The sequence below is a fragment of the Nonomuraea sp. B1E8 genome, assembly GCF_039871515.1.
Lineage (GTDB): Bacteria > Actinomycetota > Actinomycetes > Streptosporangiales > Streptosporangiaceae > Nonomuraea.
In genome coordinates, this window is the sequence record NZ_JBDPLS010000015.1 from 1 (window position 1) to 23,307 (window position 23,307).

The 23,307-nt window shown below is 68.3% G+C and carries 24 protein-coding genes and 2 tRNA genes; 9 read left to right on the top strand and 17 right to left on the bottom strand.

The window, feature by feature from the left end; genetic code table 11:
* The first annotated feature begins 593 nt into the window (after nucleotides 1–593).
* From ABGA98_RS37185 to ABGA98_RS37195, 3 genes are all read left to right on the top strand, one after another.
* Complete coding sequence (locus ABGA98_RS37185; protein WP_347623136.1) at nucleotides 594–995, top strand: hypothetical protein; 402 nt, start codon at nucleotides 594–596, stop codon at nucleotides 993–995.
* Nucleotides 996–1,070: 75 nt separating this feature from the next.
* On the top strand, nucleotides 1,071–1,259 hold the full coding sequence (locus ABGA98_RS37190) for a hypothetical protein (protein WP_347623137.1): 189 nt from the start codon (nucleotides 1,071–1,073) through the stop codon (nucleotides 1,257–1,259).
* A 5-nt stretch (nucleotides 1,260–1,264) separates the two neighbouring features.
* Nucleotides 1,265–1,501: a hypothetical protein gene (locus tag ABGA98_RS37195; protein WP_347623138.1), complete on the top strand. Its 237-nt coding sequence runs from the start codon at nucleotides 1,265–1,267 to the stop codon at nucleotides 1,499–1,501.
* A 13-nt stretch (nucleotides 1,502–1,514) separates the two neighbouring features.
* On the opposite strand, the gene ABGA98_RS37200 is transcribed toward ABGA98_RS37195, so the two are convergent.
* The 7 genes from ABGA98_RS37200 to ABGA98_RS37230 all read right to left on the bottom strand — a co-directional run bounded on the left by ABGA98_RS37200 (nucleotide 1,515) and on the right by ABGA98_RS37230 (nucleotide 8,151).
* On the bottom strand, nucleotides 1,515–1,982 hold the full coding sequence (locus tag ABGA98_RS37200) for a group II truncated hemoglobin (protein WP_347623139.1): 468 nt from the start codon (nucleotides 1,980–1,982) through the stop codon (nucleotides 1,515–1,517).
* Between the two features lie 100 nt (nucleotides 1,983–2,082).
* Nucleotides 2,083–2,159 (bottom strand) — tRNA-Met (locus ABGA98_RS37205).
* A 107-nt stretch (nucleotides 2,160–2,266) separates the two neighbouring features.
* A tRNA-Met gene (locus ABGA98_RS37210) sits at nucleotides 2,267–2,343 on the bottom strand.
* A 54-nt stretch (nucleotides 2,344–2,397) separates the two neighbouring features.
* Nucleotides 2,398–5,361, bottom strand: a complete 2,964-nt coding sequence (locus tag ABGA98_RS37215; protein ID WP_347623140.1) for a UPF0182 family protein — start codon at nucleotides 5,359–5,361, stop codon at nucleotides 2,398–2,400.
* Nucleotides 5,362–5,489: 128 nt separating this feature from the next.
* Nucleotides 5,490–6,536: a PDZ domain-containing protein gene (locus ABGA98_RS37220; protein ID WP_347623141.1), complete on the bottom strand. Its 1,047-nt coding sequence runs from the start codon at nucleotides 6,534–6,536 to the stop codon at nucleotides 5,490–5,492.
* Nucleotides 6,537–6,546: 10 nt separating this feature from the next.
* Nucleotides 6,547–6,972, bottom strand: coding sequence for a molybdenum cofactor biosynthesis protein MoaE (locus ABGA98_RS37225; protein ID WP_347623142.1), 426 nt, complete (start codon nucleotides 6,970–6,972; stop codon nucleotides 6,547–6,549).
* A gap of 105 nt (nucleotides 6,973–7,077) precedes the next feature.
* Nucleotides 7,078–8,151, bottom strand: coding sequence for an NAD-dependent epimerase/dehydratase family protein (locus ABGA98_RS37230; protein WP_347623321.1), 1,074 nt, complete (start codon nucleotides 8,149–8,151; stop codon nucleotides 7,078–7,080).
* A 130-nt stretch (nucleotides 8,152–8,281) separates the two neighbouring features.
* On the opposite strand from ABGA98_RS37230, the gene ABGA98_RS37235 reads away from it, so the two are divergent.
* From ABGA98_RS37235 to ABGA98_RS37245, 3 genes are read left to right on the top strand one after another with little or no spacing between them, the layout of a single operon-like run.
* Complete coding sequence (locus ABGA98_RS37235; RefSeq protein WP_347623322.1) at nucleotides 8,282–9,493, top strand: zinc-dependent metalloprotease; 1,212 nt, start codon at nucleotides 8,282–8,284, stop codon at nucleotides 9,491–9,493.
* On the top strand, nucleotides 9,490–10,044 hold the full coding sequence (locus tag ABGA98_RS37240; protein ID WP_347623144.1) for an NUDIX domain-containing protein: 555 nt from the start codon (nucleotides 9,490–9,492) through the stop codon (nucleotides 10,042–10,044). Before ABGA98_RS37235 ends, ABGA98_RS37240 begins: the two co-directional genes overlap by 4 nt.
* Before the next feature lie 32 nt (nucleotides 10,045–10,076).
* A complete protein-coding gene (locus ABGA98_RS37245; RefSeq protein WP_347623145.1) occupies nucleotides 10,077–11,063 on the top strand; it encodes an endonuclease/exonuclease/phosphatase family protein in 987 nt (328 codons plus the stop codon).
* Nucleotide 11,064: 1 nt separating this feature from the next.
* On the opposite strand, the gene ABGA98_RS37250 is transcribed toward ABGA98_RS37245, so the two are convergent.
* The 3 genes from ABGA98_RS37250 to ABGA98_RS37260 all read right to left on the bottom strand — a co-directional run bounded on the left by ABGA98_RS37250 (nucleotide 11,065) and on the right by ABGA98_RS37260 (nucleotide 13,011).
* Nucleotides 11,065–11,649 carry a hypothetical protein gene (locus ABGA98_RS37250; RefSeq protein WP_347623146.1) on the bottom strand — a complete coding sequence of 195 codons (585 nt, stop codon included), beginning with the start codon at nucleotides 11,647–11,649 and terminating at the stop codon, nucleotides 11,065–11,067.
* Entirely contained in the window at nucleotides 11,646–12,161 is a 516-nt protein-coding gene (locus ABGA98_RS37255; RefSeq protein ID WP_347623147.1) for a M48 family metallopeptidase, read from the bottom strand. Before ABGA98_RS37255 ends, ABGA98_RS37250 begins: the two co-directional genes overlap by 4 nt.
* 67 nt (nucleotides 12,162–12,228) lie before the next feature.
* Nucleotides 12,229–13,011, bottom strand: a complete 783-nt coding sequence (locus tag ABGA98_RS37260) for an enoyl-CoA hydratase-related protein (protein WP_347623148.1) — start codon at nucleotides 13,009–13,011, stop codon at nucleotides 12,229–12,231.
* Nucleotides 13,012–13,232: 221 nt separating this feature from the next.
* On the opposite strand from ABGA98_RS37260, the gene ABGA98_RS37265 reads away from it, so the two are divergent.
* The 3 genes from ABGA98_RS37265 (at nucleotide 13,233) to ABGA98_RS37275 (ending at nucleotide 16,520) form a co-directional block, all read left to right on the top strand.
* The gene (locus ABGA98_RS37265; RefSeq protein WP_347623149.1) at nucleotides 13,233–14,633 is read left to right on the top strand and encodes a thiamine biosynthesis protein ThiF; all 1,401 of its coding nucleotides are present in this window, start codon (nucleotides 13,233–13,235) and stop codon (nucleotides 14,631–14,633) included.
* Nucleotides 14,634–14,704: 71 nt separating this feature from the next.
* Nucleotides 14,705–16,039 (top strand): AarF/UbiB family protein, encoded by a 1,335-nt coding sequence (locus ABGA98_RS37270; protein WP_347623150.1) that lies wholly within the window; start codon nucleotides 14,705–14,707, stop codon nucleotides 16,037–16,039.
* 271 nt (nucleotides 16,040–16,310) lie between these two features.
* Nucleotides 16,311–16,520: a hypothetical protein gene (locus ABGA98_RS37275; protein ID WP_347623151.1), complete on the top strand. Its 210-nt coding sequence runs from the start codon at nucleotides 16,311–16,313 to the stop codon at nucleotides 16,518–16,520.
* A 596-nt stretch (nucleotides 16,521–17,116) separates the two neighbouring features.
* On the opposite strand, the gene ABGA98_RS37280 is transcribed toward ABGA98_RS37275, so the two are convergent.
* From ABGA98_RS37280 to ABGA98_RS37310, 7 genes are all read right to left on the bottom strand, one after another.
* Nucleotides 17,117–17,386, bottom strand: coding sequence for a WhiB family transcriptional regulator (locus tag ABGA98_RS37280; protein WP_132333100.1), 270 nt, complete (start codon nucleotides 17,384–17,386; stop codon nucleotides 17,117–17,119).
* A 125-nt stretch (nucleotides 17,387–17,511) separates the two neighbouring features.
* Nucleotides 17,512–17,775 (bottom strand): hypothetical protein, encoded by a 264-nt coding sequence (locus ABGA98_RS37285; protein ID WP_347623152.1) that lies wholly within the window; start codon nucleotides 17,773–17,775, stop codon nucleotides 17,512–17,514.
* 159 nt (nucleotides 17,776–17,934) lie between these two features.
* Nucleotides 17,935–18,804: an acyl-CoA thioesterase II gene (locus ABGA98_RS37290; protein WP_347623153.1), complete on the bottom strand. Its 870-nt coding sequence runs from the start codon at nucleotides 18,802–18,804 to the stop codon at nucleotides 17,935–17,937.
* Between the two features lie 158 nt (nucleotides 18,805–18,962).
* Nucleotides 18,963–20,063 (bottom strand): winged helix DNA-binding domain-containing protein, encoded by a 1,101-nt coding sequence (locus ABGA98_RS37295; protein WP_347623154.1) that lies wholly within the window; start codon nucleotides 20,061–20,063, stop codon nucleotides 18,963–18,965.
* A 4-nt stretch (nucleotides 20,064–20,067) separates the two neighbouring features.
* A complete protein-coding gene (locus ABGA98_RS37300) occupies nucleotides 20,068–20,217 on the bottom strand; it encodes a hypothetical protein (protein WP_347623155.1) in 150 nt (49 codons plus the stop codon).
* A gap of 297 nt (nucleotides 20,218–20,514) precedes the next feature.
* A complete protein-coding gene (locus ABGA98_RS37305) occupies nucleotides 20,515–21,099 on the bottom strand; it encodes a putative glycolipid-binding domain-containing protein (RefSeq protein ID WP_347623156.1) in 585 nt (194 codons plus the stop codon).
* A 48-nt stretch (nucleotides 21,100–21,147) separates the two neighbouring features.
* The gene (locus tag ABGA98_RS37310; protein ID WP_347623157.1) at nucleotides 21,148–23,187 is read right to left on the bottom strand and encodes an ATP-dependent DNA helicase UvrD2; all 2,040 of its coding nucleotides are present in this window, start codon (nucleotides 23,185–23,187) and stop codon (nucleotides 21,148–21,150) included.
* Nucleotides 23,188–23,307: the final 120 nt, after the last annotated feature.

A 23,307-nucleotide genomic window follows, 5' to 3' on the forward strand; every position in this document is an offset into this window, starting at 1 on the left:
CTCCAAAAAAGGTCTGAACCCAACTAACAAAAGGAATCCGTCAAAAACCGACTAACGTCGATCGACGGGGTTGTGCATCATGCACTGGCTTTTAACACACTGTTGAGTTCTCAAGAAACGCACGCGTCCATCCTCACCAAAACCCCGAACCCGGGATCTCCGCTCAGAGGCGTTCATTTCGTTGTGTCTTAACTCTTTCAGCCGTTCAAGTCCCTGTCAAATTGACCGGATCTGCACAACCTGCGGGAATTAAGCGCCGCCCCCTTTCGGAGACAACCCCTCTAACTTACCAGCCCGTCCGAACCGGTGCGAAACCATGACGGACGACCGTGAAGGTAGTGGGATTTGCCGGGCATCTCCGAGGCTCCGAGGAACCTCCAGACCGCCCTGCGCGAAGCAACTCTAGCAGCCTGTGGCACCTACTTCGGCCCACTCAGGTAATCGGGAGGTTCTTCCCTCGCCAGCGGACGCCCAAACCTTGCCGATGAACTCCCCTGGGCGACCTCGCGGCGCAAGCCGACGGCAAGCCATCCGCAATCGCCCGCCGCTACGAATGTACCTACGAGCAGACTGCGCTCTCGGAGGTGTCCGCCATGACCCGCTCGGAGTTCGACGACATCCGCGCCTTCCTCGCCGATGAGACGACCCAAGCCGGAGACCTGCTGAACATCGCCAGGATGCTGATCGACGATCTCGAGCACTCCCGCATGCGCGAGGCCATCCTACGCACCCACTACCTGCGGCTGCTGACGTCCGCACGGGCGACCGTGGCCGCCGACGCCGCGCACGCGCCGGATCCCATGGCGTTCCTCAAGCACGAGCTGGCTGAACACGGCCAGTTGCCCCAGGGCGACGAGACCGTGCAACGCGTCCTTGCCGACGCCGCGACGGCGGCCGCGTTGCTCGCGTGCCTGGAGGAGCCACCTCAGCGACGCCATCGGCGCGGCGTGCGCCTGCGGCGCTGTGTCGGCACGGGCAGGACGCTCCCCCGCTGAAGGGCCCCAGCGCAGTGACCCGATGACGACTCCCGGCATACCCGCCATTGGCGGACCAGCTGCGAGACTTCACATATGTGGCAGCGAGGGCTGAACTGGGCAGCAATCCTCCTCGTCGGGATATTCGGCCTGATGTGGGTCGGCATCGTTGTTTACGCCGATCACTTCTCGTCCCTGTGGATGCGCATCGTGCAAGTCGTCTTCGGGGTCCTGCTCCTCGGCTGGGCCGTGCAGAAGGCGATCGAAATGATCAATAAGGCCTGAGTGCCATGGACGACAACCTCTACGAGATCGGCCAGGACATGGGGGACGACCTCCAGCTGTCGATCATCGACATGTACCGGGACCGGCTGCCCTATCTGCACCGCATCGCCGAGATCGACGACGAGGTTTCACGGGGCATCTCCCGTTGGGTTCGTGTAGAGGACCTCCGGGACTCCGACACGTACGTGAACCCGCTCGACGAGCCGGACGCCTATGCGGAACCGGACGAGTGGAGCCGGTGACCGCCCGAACGGCTCAAGGTTGATACGGCGGCGCCACGCCCCACCCCCAGTTCGGCACAGGCGCCTGCGGCGGAGGCTCCGCGCCCGGCTGGGAGTTCTGTACGGCCAGCCGGGTGCCCCACTCGATGTAGCCGGCGAACGCCGCCCTGAACTCCGGATCGTCCGGCAACCCCACCTCGTCGGCCGCGTCCATGAGCAGGCTGACCCACCTGCGGCGTTGCGGCTCCGTGATCGCCCTGCCCAGGTGGTGGCGGAGCATGTTGGGGTATCCGCCGCGTTCCTTGGTGTAGCGGTCAGGGCCACCGAAGACCTCGCTGAGCCACATCGCCACATATTTCGGATGATCGGCGTCCATGTGTGCGAACAGCGGCCCAATCAGGTCGTCCTTGATGACGCTGCGATAGAAGGTCTCGGTCAGCCGCTCGAAGGCGTCGACTCCACCGGCCCATTCGTAGATCGTGGGAACTGCCTCATCAGACATGTAATCATGTAATCACGGAACAGGCAGAAGTGAACACCCGTTATCGGAGAAACGAAAAAGTCCCCGGCCATCGGATGATCCGATGGCCGGGGACTTTCTTTGGTAGCGGGGACAGGATTTGAACCTGCGACCTCTGGGTTATGAGCCCAGCGAGCTACCGAACTGCTCCACCCCGCGTCGGTGTGTTGCTAACAACTATACAGCCTTCAGAGAAGTGCCTGTGACGGTCAGACTCTGAAACGATCAAAGGCTCGGATCCGTTTCCGAATCCCGAGCCTCTGGCCTGGTAGCGGGGACAGGATTTGAACCTGCGACCTCTGGGTTATGAGCCCAGCGAGCTACCGAACTGCTCCACCCCGCGTCGTCGTGCTTTGTAAGCGTATCGGCGGCGCGGGGTGGGCGCAAATTGATTGCGCTAAGAGGTGCCTCCCGCCTGTGATCCGGTGGGTGACGGCGCGACTGACGGTGGTGCGGAGGCCGGCGGCGAGCTTGTGCCTGTGGGCGTCGCAGACGGCGTGGCCGAGGGCGATGGGCTCGGTGTGCCCGTGGGCGCCGGCTCTTGCTTGTTGGCCCCTTCCAGGGTCTTCAGGGCCTCTTCCAGCCGCTTCTGCGCGTCGCCGTAGGCGTCCCAGTCGGGCGGGCTCGCCTGCAGGGCCTTCTGCGCGTCGTCGTATGCCTTCTTCGCGTTGGCGATCGCCGAGTTGAGCGCCGTGTTGGCCTGGTTGGGCTGGGTCTGTTGCTCGTTCTCCTGGGGTTGTTGCTGTTGCTCGCCCCCGAAGACCTGTTGCAGCGCCTCCTCCAGCGTGCGGGCCACACCGATCTTGGAGCCGAACGACACCAGGATGCGCTGCAGGATCGGATAGGGCTCCTGACCGCCGCCCGCGGCCACCTGGATGTAGACCGGCTCGACGTAGACCAGGCCGCCCGCGTACGGGAGCGTCAGCAGGTTGCCGTAACGCACCGACGACGCACCGACGCCCAGCAGGTTGAGCTCACCCGCGAAACGGCTCTGGAAGGCGTTCTGTGCCTGGCCGGGGCCCGGGATGGGAGTGCTGGACGGCATGCGGAGGATGCGCATCCGGCCGTAGCCGGAACCGGACGACGAGTCGACCGCCATGAACGCCGCCAGGTTGGGCCCCTGCCGTGGCACGAAGGTCGTCGTCAACGAAAACGTCGGCGTGCCGCCCGGCATCGTGGTGGTCAGGTAGTAGGGCGGCTGCTTGACGTTCTGCTCGCCCTGCGTCGGGTCGTTGGGGACGTTCCAGAAGTCCTGGCCGCTGTAGAAGGCGGCAGGGTCGGTGATGTGGTAGCGCGAGAGCGTGTAGCGCTGCACCTTGAACAGGTCTTCCGGGTAGCGCACGTGGCTGCGCAGGTCAGCGCTCATCTCCGAGGCCGGGCGGACGACGCCGGGGAAGGCGTTGCTCCAGGTCTTGAGCACCGGGTCGTTGTTGTCCCAGGCGTAGAGCTTGACCGTGCCGTCGTAGGCGTCGACCGTGGCCTTGACGGAGTTGCGGATGTAGTTGATCTGGTCACGCGGCTGCTGGGCGATCACGCGACGGTCGGTGGACGTGTCGCGCGTCATGTCGCCGAGGCTCTCGCTCTGAGAGTAGGGGTAGTCGTTGGACGTCGTGTAGCCGTCGAGCATCCAGGTGACACGCCCGTCGATGATCGCCGGGTAGGGGTTGCCGTCGATCGTGAGGAACGGCGCGACCTGCTCGACCCTGTCACGCGGGTTACGGACGTAAAGAATCTTGGAGTTGTCGTTGATGTCGCCCGACAGCAGGATGTTCGCCTCGCTGTACTTGGCGGCGTAGAGGAGCCGGTTGATGAACGAGCCGACGGGCACTCCGCCCTTGCCGGTGTAGGTGGTGTTCTTCTGGCCCGTACCGCCCGTCTCCGGGTAGTCGAGCTCCTGCGGGTTGTCGGGGTTGCCGCCGGCGATGACGTATTCGGAGGATGATGGGTCCTCGCCGAAGTAGATGCGCGATTCCTTGAGCTTGGCGCTGTTCACCAGCGAGCCCGTGACCGGCATGTCCTTGGCGTCGTAGGCAGGCAGGCCGCTGGAGTCGACCTGGTTGCCGGGCGCGGCGACGAAGCCGTAGCCGTGGGTGTAGACCAGGGCCCGGTTGATCCAGTTGTTCTGGTCCTGGGGCGGGCTGGTCAGCTCGCGCACGCCGACGATGTGGTCGGTCAGCTTGCCCGTGCTGTCGGGATAGCGGTCGACGTCGAGCGTGTCGGCGAAGCTGTAGAAGCCGCGGATGCGCTGGGTCTGCTCGTACGTCGAGGACACGAGCGCCGGATCGAGCAGCCGCACTCCGGAGACGGAGGCGTCGCCGTTGGATTCGACCTTTGCCGGGTCTGCCTGCGCGTTGTAGGTCTCGACCTCGGTCTTGTCGACGTTGTACGCCTCTCGCGTGGCCTGGATGTTGCGCTGGATGTAAGGGGATTCCTTGCCCTGCTGGTTGGGCTTGACCTGGAACTGCTCGACCAGCGCCGGGTAGACGCCGCCGATCAGGACGGCCGAGAGCACGAGCAGGCCCGCGGAGACCCCGGGCAGCATGCCGCCGGGCCGGAACACACCGGCGAAGAACAGGGCGGCGCAGATCAGGGCGATGATCGCGAGGATGGTCTTGGCCGGCAGGACGGCGTTGACGTCGGTGTAGGAGGCGCCGTCCACGAATCCGCGGTCAGAGAAGACCAGGCCGTAGCGGTCGACGAAGTAGGCGACGGCCTTGAGCAGCAGGAAGACGCCCAGCAGCACGGACAGGTGCGTGCGGGCGGCCCTGGAGGCGTGGACGCCGGGCGACTGCAGGCGGAATCCGCCGTAAAGGTAGTGGGTGATCGCCGCGAGGATGATGGAGATGATCACCGCGGTGAACAGGAAGTTGAGCACCATCCGGATGAACGGATAGTCGAACATGAAGAATGAGATGTCCATCCGGAACAGCGGGTCCAGCTTGCCGAACGTCTCGCCGTTGATGAACTTCAGCCACGTCTGCCACTGGCCGGCAAACGAGGAGCCGGAGAAGAGCGCGAGCAGCGCCATGCCGACGATGAAGATGAGTTTGCGGTGGGGGTCGAGCGCCATGCGGTAGCGGTCGGCGCCGCTGCTTCCGCCGAACACCGCGGGCCCGAACATCGGCCGCATCCGGAAGGCCAGCAACATGTTGCCGCCGGCGATGCCGACCATCAGCGCCGCTCCGACCAGGAACAGCACGATCTGGGTCAGCAGGACAGTGGTGAAGACCGACGTGTAGTTCGTCGCGTCGAACCACAGGTAGTCGGTGTAAAAACCGGAGAAGAGAAAGAACAGCGCAACGATCACCACAAGGGCGATCGCCACCGGCAGAAGCAGTCGCGGTCGGCGGGGCAAGCGCATCGCCCGGCCGGCTCCTGGGGTCCGGAAGCTCAAGGCCAACCCCTCGTCGTCATGAAAATCGGTCCGTGTCTGGCAACCTACACCGCTGTGCCAGCCCAATGACTAACGCATGGGCCTTGCCGAAAGTTTCATCCAGCGTCACAAGCGGGCGCGTTGCCCTTACCCGTACGCAGAGCGTCCAGCGCAAGCACCGCGTTGTGCAGAGTGTCGGCCTTGACCAGCCGGAGCCCGTCAGGGACGGCTTTCAAGGCCTCGGCGCAGTTGTCGGCGGGCGTCAGGAAGACGGTGGCGCCCGATTCCTTCGCCCCGACCATCTTCTGGGCGATGCCGCCGATCGCCCCGACCTCGCCCGTCGGCTGGATGGTGCCGGTGCCGGCGATCCGCTTGCCCCCGGTGAGCTCGCCAGGCGTGAGCTTGTCGACTATGCCGAGCGAGAACATCAGCCCGGCGCTGGGCCCGCCGACGTCGCCCACGTTGATGTCGACGTCGAACGGGAACTTGTACGTGGCCTGCATCAGCACGCCCACCAGGGTCTGCCCCTCGGGACCCGCGATCGTCGGCACGGTGACGTCGAGCTTCGCCCCGTCCCTGGTGACGTTGAAGACGATGCTCTCGCCCGGCTTGCGGGCCTTGACCGCGTCACCCACGACATCGACGTTCTTCGCCGGCTTGCCGTCGACAGCGTTGATCTCGTCGCCCTTGCGCAGCTTGCCCTCGGCGGGCTTGCCCTTCTCCGTGGACACGACCGACACGACCATGTTGTAGGGGATCTTGAGCTCGTTGAGCGCGGCGGCCGTGGCCGAGTCTTGGGAGTTGGACATCTCGACCGTGTTTTCCTCCTCGACCTCCTTGGGGTCACGGTCGGGAGCGAAGATGGTCTCCTGCGGGACCACCGCGACGGTCGGATCGATCCAACCGCGCAACGCGGTCAGCAGGTCTATCTGGGCGGCAGGGCCGCCTTGATAGGCGACCGTGACCAGGCTCAAAGCGCCCTTGGTGGGATAGGTCTGCCGGCCCTTGATCGAGATCACGGGCTTCTTGTCGACCTCGCCGATGGTGTTCTCCGTCGGGCCGGGACTCAGCACGACGTAGGGGACCTTCTGGAGCGCGCCCACCACGCCGAGAGCGAGCACGAGAAACCCCGACAGCAGCAGGGTCAGGGCGCGTCGTGACATGGTGGAAAGCCTATTCGCCGGCACCGACCCATTCGGCCTCGCCGTCAGCGAACGACTGGTGTTTCCAGATCGGGACGTGCGCCTTCAGCTCGTCGATCAGCCGGCGCGAGGCCTTGAACGCCTCGTCACGATGCGGCGCGGCCACCGCGACGATCACGGCCGTGTCGCCCAGCGCCAGGTCGCCCACGCGGTGGACGGCGGCCAGCGCCGTCACGGGGAAGTCGGCGGCCACCTTCTCGGCCACCTGCCGCAGCTCGGCCTCGGCCGAGGGGTGCGCCGAATAGGAGAGCCGGGTCACCTGCTTTCCTTGGTCCTGCTCGCGGACGGTGCCCACGAAGATCGTGGTGCCGCCGGCGGCGTGGTCGCCCACGGCGGCCAGCACCTCGTCCACGGACAGCGGGGTCTCACGAATGCCGAGCAACCGGATGACGTCCACGGAAAGAGACTACCAACAAGAAATCTGCCCGCCGGCCTGCCGCTCTGATGTCGTGCCTGGTCAGGGACGTTGCAGCAGATCACCTGGGAGTTTTCGCACCGGCCTTCACTGACGCCTCTTCTTCCGCACCTGGCGAACGATCGCGGCGGTGCCGATCACGGCGACGGTGGCGCCGGCGGCCGTGAGCGTCGCCTCCTTGACGGGCAGGCGCCTGCCGACCACGGTCGTCCTGTTCTCGCGCAGCTCCAGAAGCTGCTCGAACGCGGCCTCGTTCGTCCACGCCGGTTTCCAGCCCGCCTCGCGCAGCGCCGTGCAGTCGACCACCCACGGGTAGACGACGTAGTGCAGGTCGGTCGCGGGTGCCGGGGTGATGCCGAGCCGGTGCAGGCGCTGCGCCGTGCCGAACGTCAGCCCCGCGGGCAGCTCGAACCTGCGGATGCCGGACATCTCCTCGACCTGCTCCTGCTCCATCCACCCGTCGCACCCGACCGCCACCACGCCCGTGACGGCTCCGCGCGCCGCCAGCTCCAGCGCCGAGAGCAGGTCGTCGATGTGGCAGAACTGCCAGTGAGGGCTGCAACCCTTCACGGTCAGCAGCCGGGGCGACTCGAAGTGACGGGTGATCACTGTGTCGACGCCGGGGCCGACCACCGCGGCCGGGCGCAGCACGGTCACCTCGAGGCCGGGATGGCTGCGCAGCGACCTGCGTACGAGCGACTCGATCTCCAGGAAGTCGCCGACGACGCCGGTGTCGGGCTCTGCCGTGACCGGGGCGTCCTCGGGCAGGGGCACCTCGTTGTCGGGCGCGGCGCCGTACACCATCGCGCTCGTGACCAGCACCACGCGGCGGACGCGCGCCGCGGCGCAGGCCGTCAGCACGGTCTGGGCGGCGCGCAGGTTGTAGGCGCGCCGCTCGCCGGGGTCGGAGTCGACGGTGTAGTCGCCGGCCAGATGAACGAGGACGTCGATGTCGGAGATCCGGTTCGCCAAGAGCGGATCACGTACGTCGAGCACTCTCCAGGTGGCCTCACCGACGTCGCCGCGCTGCTCGTCAATGGCCACCACCCTGCGGAAATCCGCAGCGGATACGAGCCTAGCGAGCAGCTCGCGGCCGAGGCCGGAGGCCGCGCCGGTGACGGCTACGACGGGTTGACGCGGGCGTTTCGAGGTAGGCACCAGGTCCTCACTTTGCACTGATCCGCCGTAGGACGACTAACGTGGCGGATGTGGACTCCTCCATCCTGCACGAGGTAGAGCGGTGACTGACCTGCCAGGTCGCGAAAACGACCCTAACGAGAACCCGTTCGCCATGTTCGGCAACCCTGAGCAGATGGCTCAGGCGATGCGCCAGTTCGCCGACATGTTGTCGGCGCCGCAGGGTTCAGGCCCTGTCAACTGGGACATGGCCAAGAACATCGCCCGGCACTCCGTGGCCGCCGAGGGCGATCCGAGCGTCATGGAAGGCGAGCGCCGTCAGATCGTCGAGGCGCTCAGCCTGGCCGACCTGTGGCTGAACGAAGCGACGACGCTGCCCAGCGGCGTGTCCAATCCGCAGGCCTGGAGCCGGTCCGAGTGGATCGAGAACACGATCCCGATCTGGCGAAAGCTTTGCGAGCCCATCGCCGAACGCATGGTCGAGACCATGGGCGGCGCGCTCGGAGGCTCGGGGCTGCCTCCCGAGGCCCAGCAGATGGCCGGGCCGCTGATGGGCATGCTCAAGCAGATGGGCGGCATGATGGTCGGCCAGCAGATCGGGCAGGCGATCGGCTCGCTGGCCCGCGAGGTGGTCGGCACCACGGACATCGGGCTGCCCCTGTCCGACACGGCCGCGCTGCTGCCCGGCGGCATCGCGTCGTTCAGCGAGGGCCTCGAGGTGCCGTCCGACGAGATCAGGCTCTACCTGGCGCTGCGCGAGGCCGCGCACCACCGGTTGTTCCAGCATGTTCCGTGGCTGCGCTCGCACCTGCTCGGCGCGGTCGAGGAATACGCCAGGGGCATCACCGTCGACACCTCTGCCCTCGAAGAGCAGATCCGCGGTCTCGACATCAACAACCCCGAGGCCATCCAGGAGGCGCTCAGCGGGGGCAACCTGCTCAAGCCCGAGGAGACCGAGCGGCAGAAGGCCGCCCTGGCGCGGCTGGAGACCATGCTCGCCCTGGTCGAGGGCTGGGTGGCCACCGTGGTCGACCAGGCCGCCCAGGGCAAGCTGCCCTCCGCCGTGGCCCTGGCGGAGACCGTGCGCAGGCGGCGCGCCACCGGCGGTCCCGCCGAGCTCACGTTCGGCACCCTGGTGGGGCTGGAGTTGCGGCCCAGGCGCCTGCGCGAGGCGGCCGCGCTGTGGCGCGCGCTGGAGAGCGAGCGGGGGGTCGACGGGCGCGACGGGTTGTGGTCACACCCCGACCTGATGCCGACGGCCGACGACCTCGACGACCCCGAGGCGTTCGTACGCGGTGAGCAGGCCTGGGACATCTCCCAGCTGGAGGCCAAGCCGGACGACGAGGGCGAGGGCGACAAGAGTTGAGCCTGCACCGCGACGCCGTGGCGGTGCTGTCCGGCTGGACGGCGCCCACGCCCGAGGAAGAGGCGCTGCGCACGGAGTTCCTCGAGCACCTTCGCACCCACGACGACGCGATGACGCGCGCCTGCGTGCCGGGGCATCTGACGGCGACGACGGCCGTGCTGTCGCACGACGGCTCCCAGGTGCTGCTCACCCTGCATCCGAAGGCCAAGATGTGGCTGCCGATGGGTGGCCACTGTGAGATCTCCGACATGTCGCTCGCCGACGTGGCGCTGCGGGAGGCATGGGAGGAGTCGGGGATCTCCGGGCTCGAGTTACTGCCGGGGCCGCTCGCCGTCGACAAGCACGTCGTGTGGTGCCATCCGCCGCACAGCTGGCATCTCGACGTCGAATACGCCGCCGTGGCGCCCGAAGGGGCAGAGGCCGTGATCAGCGAGGAGTCACTCGACCTGCGCTGGTTCCCTGTCGACGAGATCCCCGAGCTGTCCGACGAGGCGACGCGGCGACTGGCCGCGCGCGGACGGGACGCGCTCGGCTCGCGAGCACTTGGCTAGAGTCCTCTTGGGTCGTTCCAAAGGGGGCTTGCGTGGAGACTTCCGCCGTCGGCGGCACGATCGTGGTGCCGGTCCGTAAGCGACGCAGATTTCCGGCGGCGGCGTTCACCTGGCTGGCCGTGACCCCGTTCGCCGCCTGGGCCGTCGCCCGGGTGGCCGGGCTGGAGCGCGGGTCACTGCCCACACAGCTCATGACCGCGACCCCGTACGCGGCGGCGGGCTCGCTGATCCCGCTGCTGATCGCCGCGGTCGGGCGCAAGCGAGCCGCGACCGCCGTCGCGCTGCTCGCCACGACCGCGCTCGGCTTCAGCGTGCTGCCCAGGGCGCTGGGCACCGCGGACGCCACGGCGGGCCGGCCGCTCAAGGTCATGACGATCAACATGTTGTTCGGCAGGGCCGACGTGGCGACGATCATGCGGCTCGTACGCGAGTTCGAGCCTGACGTGCTGAGCACGCAGGAGCTGACCCCGGGGGCCATCTCCGATCTGGACGCGGCCGGGCTCAAGGAGATCATGCCGCACCGGGTGCTGGAAGCCGAGTGGAGCGCCGGGGGGAGCGGGCTCTACTCCAAGCACCCGATGCAGGAGCTGCCCGGCGTGATGCCGGAGATCGGGCACCGCATGCCGGCCGCGCTGGTCTCGCTGCCCGGCGGGCCGCCGATCGAGTTCGTCGACGCGCATCCCTATCCGCCGCTCGGCCGTAACTACGCCGACTGGAACGAGGCGTTGGAGGCGTTTCCCTCCGCCTCACGCGAGCGGGTGCGGATCCTGGCGGGCGACTTCAACGCCTCGCTCGACCACGCGCCCATGCGCTCGTTGCTGGCACGCGGCTACAAAGACGCGGCCGACCAGGTGGGGGCCGGGCTGATCCCCACGTGGCCGGCCAACAAACGGGTGCCGCCGATCATCACCATCGACCACGTGCTGGTCGACCAGCGGGTCGGGGTCAAGGAGGTCAGCGTGCACGACGTGCCGGGCACCGACCACCGTGCCCTGCTGGCCGAGCTCGCCGTGCCCTGAGTCAGCGCGCGGCGATCAGAGCTCGCGTGTTGTCCCAGCCTTCGAGGCCGGGGTCGAGGCGTTCGACGTCGCCTCGGGTGCGCAGGCGATGCCAGCCGGGGGTGGTGGCGACCCTGCGCGGCCCTGGAGCCTGGGCGCGCAACGTGGCCACCACGTCGGCGTCGTCGAGGTCGGGGTCGGCCCAGCCCGGTGCGGGAAGCGCGCAGGCCAGTGCCACGGCTCCGCCGCGCTCCGCGGGGCAGATCGTGATCTCGGCCCTGCCCAGCTCCCTGAACAACTTTCCCACCAGCAGCGGAGGAAGATCGGGGGCGTCCGCGGCGATCACGGCGGCCTGGTCGGCGTCCAGGCGGGCGAGGATGCTCTTCAACGGCTCGTCCTCGTCGACCAGGATGACCTGGGTGCCCGGCCAGACGATCGCGTCGAGCTCGGGCACGCTGGTGATCAGGACCGGGGTGACGAGCTCCAGCCCGGCGACCATCTCGTAGGTGTCTTCGGCCACCGCCTCGAGGAACATCGCCGGGTCGACGCCCGGGGGCGCCGCCTGCGACATGCGCCGTCGTGCCAGGACCGCGGCTATGCGCGTCAACACTCCTCCGGTGCCGTGTGGGCCGCGGCGGAGAATCCCTCGAGGAACCCGCGCGCCCGCTCTGCCTTCGGATACTGTTCTACCAGCGCCCAGAACTTGGGGCCGTGGCTGGGCACCAGCAGGTGCACCAGCTCGTGGATGATCACGTAGTTGATGACCCATTCCGGCAGGCCCTTGAGCCGTGTCGAGATCCTGATCGTGCCGTTCTCCGGGGTGCACGAGCCCCACCGGTGCTGCTGGTTGTCGACCCAGCGCACGCTCACGGGGTCGGGCTTGCCGTCGAGGTATCTGGCCGACAGCTCCTTGGCCCGTTCGAGGAGAGCCTCGTCCGTCGGCCGTCGCCGGCGCTCTTTCGCGGCCAGCCGATCCAGCATCCGGCTCACCCATTCATCCGCGTCTTCGCCGCTCAGCCAGGCGGGCAGGAGCACGATCGTCTTGTCACCGTCGCGGTAGGCGGAGACCGTACGCCTGCGACGAGAACTGCGACGAACCTCGACTGTCTCGGGGGGCACATATGCACGGTAGCCGAGACTGACGAAATTCCACAGAGGGTGGACGTTGTTTCTGCTGGTCAGATGATTAAGAGCCGGTGAATTTGGGCACACGCCTTTCCCGATGCGCGGCCAGCCCTTCGATCATGTCGGACGATGCCATGGTCACCGGCTGTGCCAGGGATTCCCACCTCAGCGCGGCTTCCAGGTCCTGATGGTCTTGGTTCAGGGCGACTTTTGTGAGTCTTGTGGCTATCGGTGCGTTCTTCGCGATCTTCCCGGCGATGGACCGTACTTCCGACATAAGGTCATCTTTCGGGAAGCATTCATTTACTAGTCCTTTAACCGTTGCCTCCGCACCTGTCACCGTACGGCCGGCCAGGAGCATCTCCCGCGCCAGGCCCGTGCCCGCCCTCCTGGGAAGCAGATACGTGGCCGCCATACCGGGATGAAGGCCGAGCGACGTGAACGGGGCCAGCAGTTTGGCGTCGGCGGCGGCGTACACGAGGTCACAGGCCAGCGCCACGCACAGCCCCGCGCCCACCGCGGGACCGTTGACGGCGGCGATCGTGGGGACCTCGAGCTCCGTGACCATGAGCCAGGTGCGGTAGAAGTCGAGCATGCGGTCGCGCAACAACGGCACCGCCTCCGCGCCGCGATCGCCGATCCATGACAGGTCACCGCCGGAGGAGAACGCGGTGCCCGCCCCGGTGATCACGACGCAGCGGGCGTCGCGGTCCTTGGCCAGCGACGACATCGTCGCCCGCCATTGGGCGGTCATGGCGTCGGTCATGGCGTTGCGCATGTCGGGGCGGTTGAGGGTGATGAGGACGACTCCGTCGTCATGGCGATCAACCAGGAGCTCGGTCATGCCGGGAAGCGTAACCCGGCCTGGCCGTGATGCCACGGGCCGTCCCCGGCCCACGGGTTGGCACGCTCGTGTCCCGCCGGGCGGTTCTGCTTCGGAAGAGCCTACTCTGGGAACGGGCTGAAGCGGCGCGTTGTCCACAGTTGCTCCGGCAGGTCCGCAGTTATCCACAGCCACGGAGGAATCCGCACCGGATCTTGCCGTCGCGTGCGAGCCTTCCCGCCATGAGGCCACGTGTGAAGCCCGCCCTCCGGCGTATCGTCCGCGACGAGCACACCCTCCAGTTCGGTGTGCACCCCCTCAGGGCCGTCATGCTGAGCGGTCTGACCCGCCCGGTCCGCGCATGGATCGAGAGTCTCGACGGCACCCGCGATCTGGAGCGGGTCCTGCGCGAGGCGGCCCGCGCAGGTCTTGAGGAAGACCGAGCCCGTTCCCTGCTCGACCAGCTCACCTTGCAAGGAGCCCTCCACGACGCCTCCGCCGGCCCCGGCGCCCTTCGTGACCTCCCGCTGGCCGAGCGAGACCGTTTGCGGCCGGACCTCGACGCCCTCGACCTGGCATCGACCTCGCCGGAAGGCGGGATCGCCGTGCTGGAGCGGCGCAGGGACAAGCGGGTGCGGGCCTATGGGGCCGGGCGGGTGGGGGCGCAGGTCGTGGCGCTGCTCGCGGGCGCCGGGGTGGGCAACATCCGGGTGTTCGACCCGGGCGTCGTCCGGCCGGGCGACATCACACCGGGCGGTCTGACGTGGGCAGAGCTGGGCCTGACTCGCGAGGCCGGCGCGGTCACGGTCGCCAGAAGGCTCACCTCCGGCGGCCGCACGCCACCCGTCCCCGCGCCGTCATCTCCCGGGCCGGCAACGCCCCGGCCATCCCGACCATTCCGGGCGGTCCCCGACGCCGATCGCCCGCGCCGCCGCAGTCCCAACGGCGGCCGGCCATCCCAGCCCGACCATGACGCCGAGTCCGAGCGCCCTATCCGGTCTGTGGGAGTCGCTGCGTCCTCGTCCGGTTCTCGGTCTGATTCGCCGGCGTCCGAGGGCGGGCGTGGGGTTCGTCGACCGCCTGCTCGGGACGCCGGGCCTCGGCCTGGCAGGGCGGGTTCTCCTGGGGAAGGGGAGGTCGCGCCGTCCGTCAACGCATTGGCGGGAGGACCGTATCTGGGGGACACCACTGATCGGCCCGACCTGGTCGTGCTGGCGCCGGTCGGCCCGCTCGACGGGGTGCTGGTCAACGAGCTGACCGCGCTGCGCATCCCGCATCTCCTGGTGTCGGCCTTCGAGGGCCATGGCATTGTCGGCCCGCTGGTCCTGCCCGGAGAGAGCGCGTGCCTGCACTGTCTCGACCTGACCCGGCGCGACCACGACCCGGCTTGGCCTATCGTCACTGCGAGGCTGGGTGGTTATCCGCCCGGCGAGATCGCCTGCGACTCGACGCTGGCTGCCCTGGTCGCAGCCGCGGCGACCGGCCACGCGCTTGCTCATCTCGATGGCCGGGAGTCCGCTGTGACCAACGGCACAATGGACGTAACCCCTGATTGGCGTTGGAAAAGGCGGTCCTGGACCATTCACCCGCAATGTCGTTGTATGCGAAACAATCCTTATTCGCTAAGAATGGTCATGGCATGACAACCGCGACTGACGTGCTCAGGGACGACCACGAAGGGGGGAAGCGGATCTTTCGAGGTTCGCGCATGAGTGTGAGCGATCTTCCACGCCGTGCCGTCACGCGCTCCGCCAAGCTGGCCGCCCTTCCGCTCGGTTTCGCGGGGCGCACCGCTCTGGGGCTGGGCAAACGCCTCGGCGGCAAGTCCGCCGAGATCGTGGCTCAGGAGGTGCAGCAGCGTACCGCCGAGCAGGTTTTCAAGGTCCTGGGCGAGCTCAAGGGCGGAGCGATGAAGCTCGGGCAGGCGCTGTCGATCTTCGAGGCGGCGCTGCCTCAGGAGATCGCCGGCCCCTACCGCGCCACGCTGACCAAACTGCAGGACGCCGCTCCCCCGCTTCCCGCCTCCACGGTTCACACCGTGCTCACCGAACAACTGGGTGACGACTGGCGGCAGCACTTCCTGTCCTTCGACGACCAGCCGACGGCCGCCGCCTCCATCGGCCAGGTGCACAGGGCCGTGTGGCACGACGGCCGCGACGTGGCCGTCAAGATCCAGTATCCAGGGGCGGGCAAGGCGCTGCTCGGCGACTTCGCACAGCTGGCACGCCTGGGCAAGGTGTTCGGGACGCTGCTGCCCGGCCTCGACATGAAGGCCGTGCTGAGCGAATTGCGGGAGCGGATCGCCGAGGAGCTCGACTATCTCAGGGAGGCCGAGGCTCAGCACGCGTTCGCGTTGGAGTTCGACGGCGACCCCGACTTCCACGTCCCCGACGTGGTCGCGGCCAACGAGATGGTGCTGGTCAGCGAGTGGATGGACGGCACACCGCTGTCCCGGATCATCGCCGATGGCACCAAGGAGCAGCGCGACCGGGCCGGCCTGCTTCTCGTGCGTTTCCTCTTCTGCTCCCCCGCGCGCGTCGGCATGCTGCACGCCGACCCCCACCCCGGCAACTTCCGCATGCTCGACAACGGCAAGCTCGGCGTTCTCGACTTCGGCGCGGTCAACCGCCTGCCCGACGGCTACCCCAAGTCGTTCGGCCAGCTGACCCGCATCTTCAACCAGGGCGACATGGAAACCGTCGTGCGGGGCCTGCGCAATGAGGGCTTCATCCGCGAGGACATCCAGATCGACCCCGACGCGTTGCGGGCCTTCCTCGCCCCCTATGTCGAGCCGACCGCGGTGGAGGAATTCACGTTCAGCCGGGAGTGGCTGCAGGCGCAGGTCGCCAGCGTCACGGACCTCCGCCCCACCAACGTGGTCCGCCAGCTCAACCTGCCGACGTCGTACGTGCTCATCCACCGGGTTCATGCGGCGGGCGTGGGTGTTCTGTGCCAGTTGGGCGCAACAGCGCGCTTCCGCGACGAGGTGATCCGCTGGGTTCCCGGTTTCGCCGACGACCCCGATGACGAGGCCCTGGCCCTCGGTTGACCGCTGCCGATTCCGGCCTGGCTCGGCGACGCCGCCTTTCCCCCGCGGTGAATCCTGCGCCAGGTCGACCAGGATCGATGTGCGCCTGGCCTGGGTCGAACGGGTTTGCCGACCGGACACAACCTGGCCAGGGCTGGACGGGTGACAGGTCATGGGTCAACGAGGCGCCTGGCCGGGCTGCCAGATGAGAATTCGACGTTCCCTCTACCATAACTTGACTACTGTGTGTAATTATTTGAATGCAAAGAGTCACACTGTTGGAAGGACCTTCATGGATGGATCCGCGCGTCTGCTAGTGGTTACCGCCTTCGCGGCGGCGGGCCTGCTCTCCGCCGCGCCCCCGGCGAACGCCGTCGTCGACCCATCGGCCATCGCCGGCTGCCTCGCCTCCAGCGTCGGCGAGCTCACCACCGTGGTCGACCCGTCGGCGCCGGGCGTGCCCGCCGAGATCCCCGCCGTACACTGCCTGGCCGGCCCCTGACCGGTCCCGTGCCTTGAGGAGAGGCACGGCAGAGATCGTGGCGAGTGATCCCGCGGCCCAGTTGGATCTCTCGGCGCGCGCGAGGCACGCGACGCCCTGCACCCCTGACCCGGCGTCCGACACCGTGCCCCGCGATGTGGCAGAGCTGCCCAGCGGTGCCGTCCCGCGAGGTCCGACCGTCCGCACGGATCACCGGGAGGCCCTTGCTGGGCAGCTCGTCGTTGGGGGTGAGATCCCTCGCAGGGCAAGGCGAGACCCTTGGGGCAACGTCTCGGGGCAAAAGGAAGAGCCGGGCGCTTGGACGCGCCCGGCTCTCATCGGCTGGAGCTCAAGGAGAGATCCTGCGCCGGCGGCAGGATCTCTCCGATCACAACGGGTGGCTCATGGCCTTGCGGAGGCGGTCGTTCGCCCGCCTGACCCCACGCCGGGCTCGCTCCACGCGACGCAGGCGCGCGATGAGGCGTTGCTCCTCCGCCTCTCGATGAAGCGTTTGTATTCGGTCATTCACCAACTCATGGATGAGATCCGGCACTGCGAGGCTCCTCGTCGACTGAGTGATCATCACGTTTCGCTTTCTTGCTCGTAGGTGCGGTGTTTCAGGCAGCGACCGGGTGCTTGCGGGGACGCCCGCGCGGACGCTTGCGAGGAATGATGGTTCCCCTGAGGATGAGCTCGCCGCCCCAGACGCCCCAAGGCTCCTCGCGCTCGAGCGCACGAGCCAGGCAGGCCTTCTGGATCGGGCAGCCGCCGCAGAGAGCCTTGGCGAACTCCACGTCCTCCGGCGACTCGGCGAACCACAGGTCAGGGTCGGTACGACAGGGGATCTCGGCTTCGTCGATCAGGTCCATGATCGTCTTCGCCCCCATCTGCTTTCTCCTTTGATCGATCTCTTGATCTTGTTCGGGCACCTCGTGGGTGGTCGGGGATCACGGACAAACAAGAAGGCCGCGGATCCTGTCTGCGGATCCGCGGCCTGGTGGGGTCTTCCCGGTCAGGTTATGACCGGGGTATCCCGCCAGGGATGCGGACCGCGCAGTCCACCCTTGGTGAGCTGGTTGGCCGACAGTTCGATACGAGCGGTGTAGACAGGAGCTGCCTGAGCGGCGGCAGCGCCGAAGTGGGCGTGCGCGTAGGCGGCGGCCTGACTACGGACAGACTTCTCCTGCCGGAACTTCGTGGGACCATCGACGAGTCTCACCGAGTCACGGCACGCGGAGGCGAGCCACGTCGTGGCTGGCATCTTGATGCTGATCACAGTGACTCTCCTCCCTCTGAGATCGTCGGAACAGGACTGCCCGACTCGCTTGACCAAGACCCTAAACCGGGAACCCAGGAACCGGCAACATATTTTCTACCTGCGATTTCGTTACATTCCACAGGCTCTGCGGCCTGCCGATGGGCAGGCGATTCGGGCCTACTTCGTCTGGCGGATCATCGCCTCCTGGACGACCGAGATCACGAGCTCGCCGGACGCGTTGAACATCTCGCCCCGCGCGAGGCCCCGCGCCCTCCCCGACCATGGGGACTCCTGCGCGTAGAGCAGCCAGTCGTCGGCCCGGAACGGTCCGTGGAACCACATGGCGTGATCCAGCGAGGCGCCCACGATGTCCGAGGCTCCCCAGGCCATGCCGTGCGCCAGCAGTATCGTGTCGACCAGCGTGAAGTCGGAGGCGTACGCGGCCAGAACGACGTGCAGCAGCGGGTCGTCGGGCAACTCGGCGTCATAGCGGAACCACACGTTCGTCTCGGCGCTGCGCAGCTCCGGATTCTGGTACGCCTCCCACGTGAGCGGCGAGGCGTAGCGCGCGTCGACCGGGCGCGGACGTGACAACCAGTCGCGCAAGTCAGGATGATCGGCGACCAGCTCGTACATCCTGTCCTTGAACGTGGGAAGCGTCTCGGGGTCCGGCACCACCGGCATCACGGACGCCTGGTGCGCCACGCCCTCCTCGGCGACGTGGAACGACGCCGACATCGTGAAGATCGCCTTGCCGTGCTGGACCGCCACGATGCGTCGGGTGGTGAACGAACGGCCGTCGCGGAGGCGGTCGACGTTGTAGACGATCGGGATGGACGGGTCGCCCGGGCGGATGAAGTAGGCGTGGAGGGAGTGCACGTTGCGGTCTTCGGGCACCGTACGGCCGGCCGCCACCAGCGCCTGGGCCGCGACCTGACCGCCGAAGACGCGCTGGATGCGCTCTTCCGGGCTTCTTCCCCGGAAGATGTCCAGCTCGATCTGCTCAAGGTCGAGCAGGTCCAGCAACTCCTTCAGCGCCTCGTTCACGTGTCGGTCCCCTTCGCTTCTCCGGTCTTCGGGACAAGTGTGACGTGCCGCTGGATTCAGGCCGCAAGGGGGCCTGGCTTGTCTGATGATTTCCTTTCGTGCCACGGTTTCGCCCGGGCAGGGCGGTCGCTACTTCGAGGGCGGCGAAGATGTCGTTCTCATCCAGCAGGGGCGGCGAGCTGTACGCGGTGGTTGTCGCCGTCGGACAGGAACGCCGCCAGCGCCTGCCCCTGCTCGGCAACGGCGTCGCGGTCGGCCCGGGAGAAGGGACGCAGCGGGGTGACGTGCACAGTGTCGTCCTTGACGGTCCAGGTTGCGGCGACCCGGCCGTCGACCAGGACCACGCGCTCGCCGGCCACGGAAAGGCCGCGGTGGGCGTCGTCGACGATACGGCTGCGGTCGTGATAGCCGAGAAGCGCGTTGTCGAAGGCCGGCAGGAACCGGATCGGGGCCGGTGTGCCGGGATCGGGGCGCGGCGCGTCGGGGAGGTCCAGGAGTTCCCGGCCTCTCTCGTCGCGGAAGCTGATCAGCTCGCCGCGTATCGCGGAGACGGCGGCCGGGAGTCCGGCCAGGCCTGACCATGCGCGCAGGTCGGCGGTGGCGGCCGGGCCGAATGCGGCGAGGTAGCGGCGTACCAGCGCTTGGCCCGCGAGGTCGGAGCCGTCCGTGGCGGGCGGGTCGATGTCGCGGCCCAGCCAGGAGGAGATGGGGACGTTGCGCACTCCGGCCTTCGCGCGCCAGAGCCCGCGTGGCGGGAGCTGCACCATCGGGATGAGGGCGGCGACCAGCATCTCCCCCAGAGGTCGCGGACCTGGCTCCGGCCAGCGGCCGGCGACCGCCCGCGCGAGCTCGGACATCGAGCGGGGCTGGTCGTCGGCCATCACCTCGAGCCCGGCCGCGGCGAGCTCGTCGAGATCGACCCCGGCGAGCTGACTCCGGTAGGTCCCGAGCACCCGCTGGCGCAGCATGGGGTTGTGGCGGGCCCGCCATGCCAGGACGTCCTCGGCGGTCACGAGGTGGACGGTACGGCGCATGAGATGGGTACGCACCACGCTGCGCCGTACCAGCAGGTCCGAGAGCACCGCCGGGTCGAACGCGCGCAGCCGCGACCACAGCCCGACGAACGGTTCCTGCGGCTCCTGGGCCTGCAGGCCGCAAAGGTGCCCGACCGCATCGAGGACCGGCAGGCCGGCGCGGTCGAGCAGCAACTGCCGGGCCAGCGTCGCGCGGTTGAGCGCCCTGGTGTCGAGAACGGTCATCGGATCACCATGCCGCGACGCACTCGACGGCTGATCCGCGGCGTAGCAGGGGGTGCGTGTCGGCCGGGACGTCGGCGGCTTCGATGACGTCGATCCCCATGGCCCGGTGTGTGGAGTCGTTGTGGTCGGGGATGCCGAGCGGGCCGGCCATCATGGTGCCCAGGCAGTACGTGGCCGGCCTGGATTCCGGTACGGCCCAGCGTGCGCATCCCCATACCCTGCTCCCTTTCCTGGCCCGTTCCGGCCCGCCCCTCCGGAGGCGTAGGCCCTGTCGTTCGGTTCCCGGAGACCACCCTCGCAGGAGTAGCGGACAGATCGTGGCCGCTTCGGGCATCCGGCCCACGACTCTCGCGACGGCGCGTCCAGCTCTCGGGGCAAGCCCTCGCCGCCTGCTTCGCCGGGCCGTTTCTTGAGGCATCCGTCCTGGACGCCGGGGACCGCCTCGCCGAGCTCACAGAGCCCGGGCGGCCAGACCGGGGTAGTCGAGGACGAGCCCTGACGCGTCGTAGACCAGGCGGCAGGCGAAGCCGAAGACCGGCGCTTCGTAGTCGTAACGCTGTCCCTGGCCGTCGTCGGCGACCCGGACGTAGCGCTGGTCGAGGCGCTCGACGGTGAGATCGGCGGCGCGGACGTACGCGGCCGGGGCTCCGGCTCCCCCGCCCACGGCCAGGCGCATCCGGTGCACGGGGAACGTGTTGGTCACCGCCGACGACTCCAGATCCACGTCCAGGCAGCCGTCCAGGTGAGAGGCCGGCACGCCGTCGATCCGCCAGCCGCCGTCACCGTCGCCCTCCAGGACGGCGTGCCGGGGTCCGGCCGCCGATCGGCTCCTGATCTCCGCACGCCGGGTGACCCAGTCGCGGTCCACGTCGATCGCGTAGTCGACCGCCCAGGCCACCCCGTCCTCGACGGCCGTCGTGCAGCCCTCGACGCGGTGCCCGCCTCCGCCCGTCGGACGGAAGTAGACCACCTCGAAGCCGGTGCGCGCGCCGAGGTGTCGCCAGGCGGCGGCCTCCGGCGGCGGTGCGAAGGTCATGGACATGATCGTGTCAGCTCCTGGTGACCGAAGCGAAGCCTGGAGTGGTCAGGGGTGGCGGCAGAGGGCGAGGACGGCTTCGCCGTAGCGGTCGAACTTGACCTTGCCGATGCCCGCGATCGACAGCAGTTGTTGCTCCGTCTCGGGCGCGCGTTCCGCGATCGCCTGGAGGGTGACGTCCGTGAAGACGACGTACGGCGGAATCTTGGCTTCCTTGGCCGTGGCCGTACGCCAGGCTTTCAGGCGTTCGAGGAGGGCCTCGTCGTAGTCGGCGGGACAGGTCGAGCAGCGGCCGAGTTTCTGTTCGGCGGCCGCCACCAGCGTCTTGGCGCAGACGCGGCAGCTGACCGGCGCGGCCACCTGGCGGCGTTCGCGGGACGGCGACGCGACGCGGGCCGGGGTGGAGGCGCGGCCGGTGAGGCCGTCGAGGAACCGGGAGGGGCGGCGGCTCTTGCGCCCGCCCGGCGCGCGGGCGAGGGCCCAGGACAGGGAGAGGTGTTCACGGGCTCGGGTGATGCCGACGTAGAGGAGGCGGCGTTCCTCCTCGATCTGGTCGGGGGTTTCCGCGTAGATGATGGGCACCATGCCGTCGGTCAGGCCGACCAGGAACACGGCGTCCCATTCCAGGCCCTTGGCGGCGTGGAGTGAGGCGAGGGTGACACCTTCGACGGGCGGGGCGTGCTGCTCGGAGGCGCGGCGTTCGAGCTCGGCCACGAACGTGGGCAGGTCGGCGCCCTCGGCGGCCATGTCCTCGGCGAGGTCGGCCAGGGCTTTCAGCGACTCCCACTTCTCCCGGGCCTTGCCGCCTCCGGAGGGGGGCGTGGGGGTCAGGCCGATGCCGGCGAGGATGTGGTGGACCTCGGAGGCCAGGGGTTCGCCGGCCGCGGAGCGGGCGGCGCCGCGCAGGAGGACGACCGCCTGGCGCACCTCGGGCCGTTCGAAGAAGCGCTCGGCGCCGCGCAGGACGTAGGGGATCTCGGCCTTGGACAGGGCCTCCTCGTAGGCCTCGGACTGGGAGTTGACGCGGAAGAGCACGGCCATCTCGCGCGAGGGCACGCCCTTGTCGAGGAGCTTCCTGATGGCTCTGGCCACGCCCGCGGCCTCGGCGGGCTCGTCGTCGTAGTCGGCGAACGCCGGCTTGGGGCCGTCGGGGCGCTGGGCGACGAGTTCGAGGCGGTGGGGGGACCTGCCCTTGGCGATGACGAGATTGGCCAGGTCGACCACCTGGGGGGTGGAGCGGTAGTCGCGCACCAGCTTGATGACGGCGGCCTCCGGGTGCTCCACCGCGAACCCGGAGAGGTAGCGGGGGCTGGCGCCGGTGAAGGAGTAGATGGTCTGGTTGGGGTCGCCGACCACGCAGATGTCGTCGCGCCCGCCGAGCCAGGTGTCGAGCAGGAGTTTCTGCAGCGGGTTGACGTCCTGGTATTCGTCGACGACGAAGTAGCGGTACTGCTGGCGGATCTGGGCCGCCACCTCCTGGTGCTCGGTCATCACGGCCGCGGTCAGCTCGAGAATGGTCTCGAAGTCGACCAGGTGGCGCTCGCGCCTGATCTGCTCGTACGTGGCGTAGAGGCGGGCCACCTCCTCGGCCGGCACGGGAGGGGTGCGGTGGTGTTTGGCCGCGGCCGCGACGTAGTCTTCCGGGCCGATCTGGGTGACCTTGGCCCATTCGACCTCGGCCGCGATGTCTCGCAGCTCGGACCGGTCGGGATTTCTCCGGACCTGGCGGCAGGCCTCCACCAGCACCGGCAGCTTCGACTCGATCACCGAAGGGGCCTCACCGCCGATGACCCGCGGCCAGAAGTAGGTGAGCTGGCGCAGCGCCGCCGCGTGGAAGGTGCGCGCCTGCACCCCGGGCGCGCCCAGCGTGCGCAGGCGCTGGCGCAGCTCGCCCGCCGCGCGCGTGGTGAACGTCACAGCCAGGACGCTCCGCGCCTCGACGACGCCGCTGCGGACCGCGTACGCGATGCGGTGGGTGATCGCCCTGGTCTTGCCCGTGCCCGCGCCCGCCAGCACGCACACCGGCCCCCGCACGGCCTCGGCGACCGCCCGCTGCTCGGGATCGAGACCGATCAGAACGTCATCCACGTTGTTCACCGTTGTTCACCCGTACATATTCCCAAGGAGTGGCGGCCATGCGCTTTATTCTGGCAACATGCCTGCCGGCGTATGTTCATAGCCAACAAGATGCAAACTACTGGTCTCTTC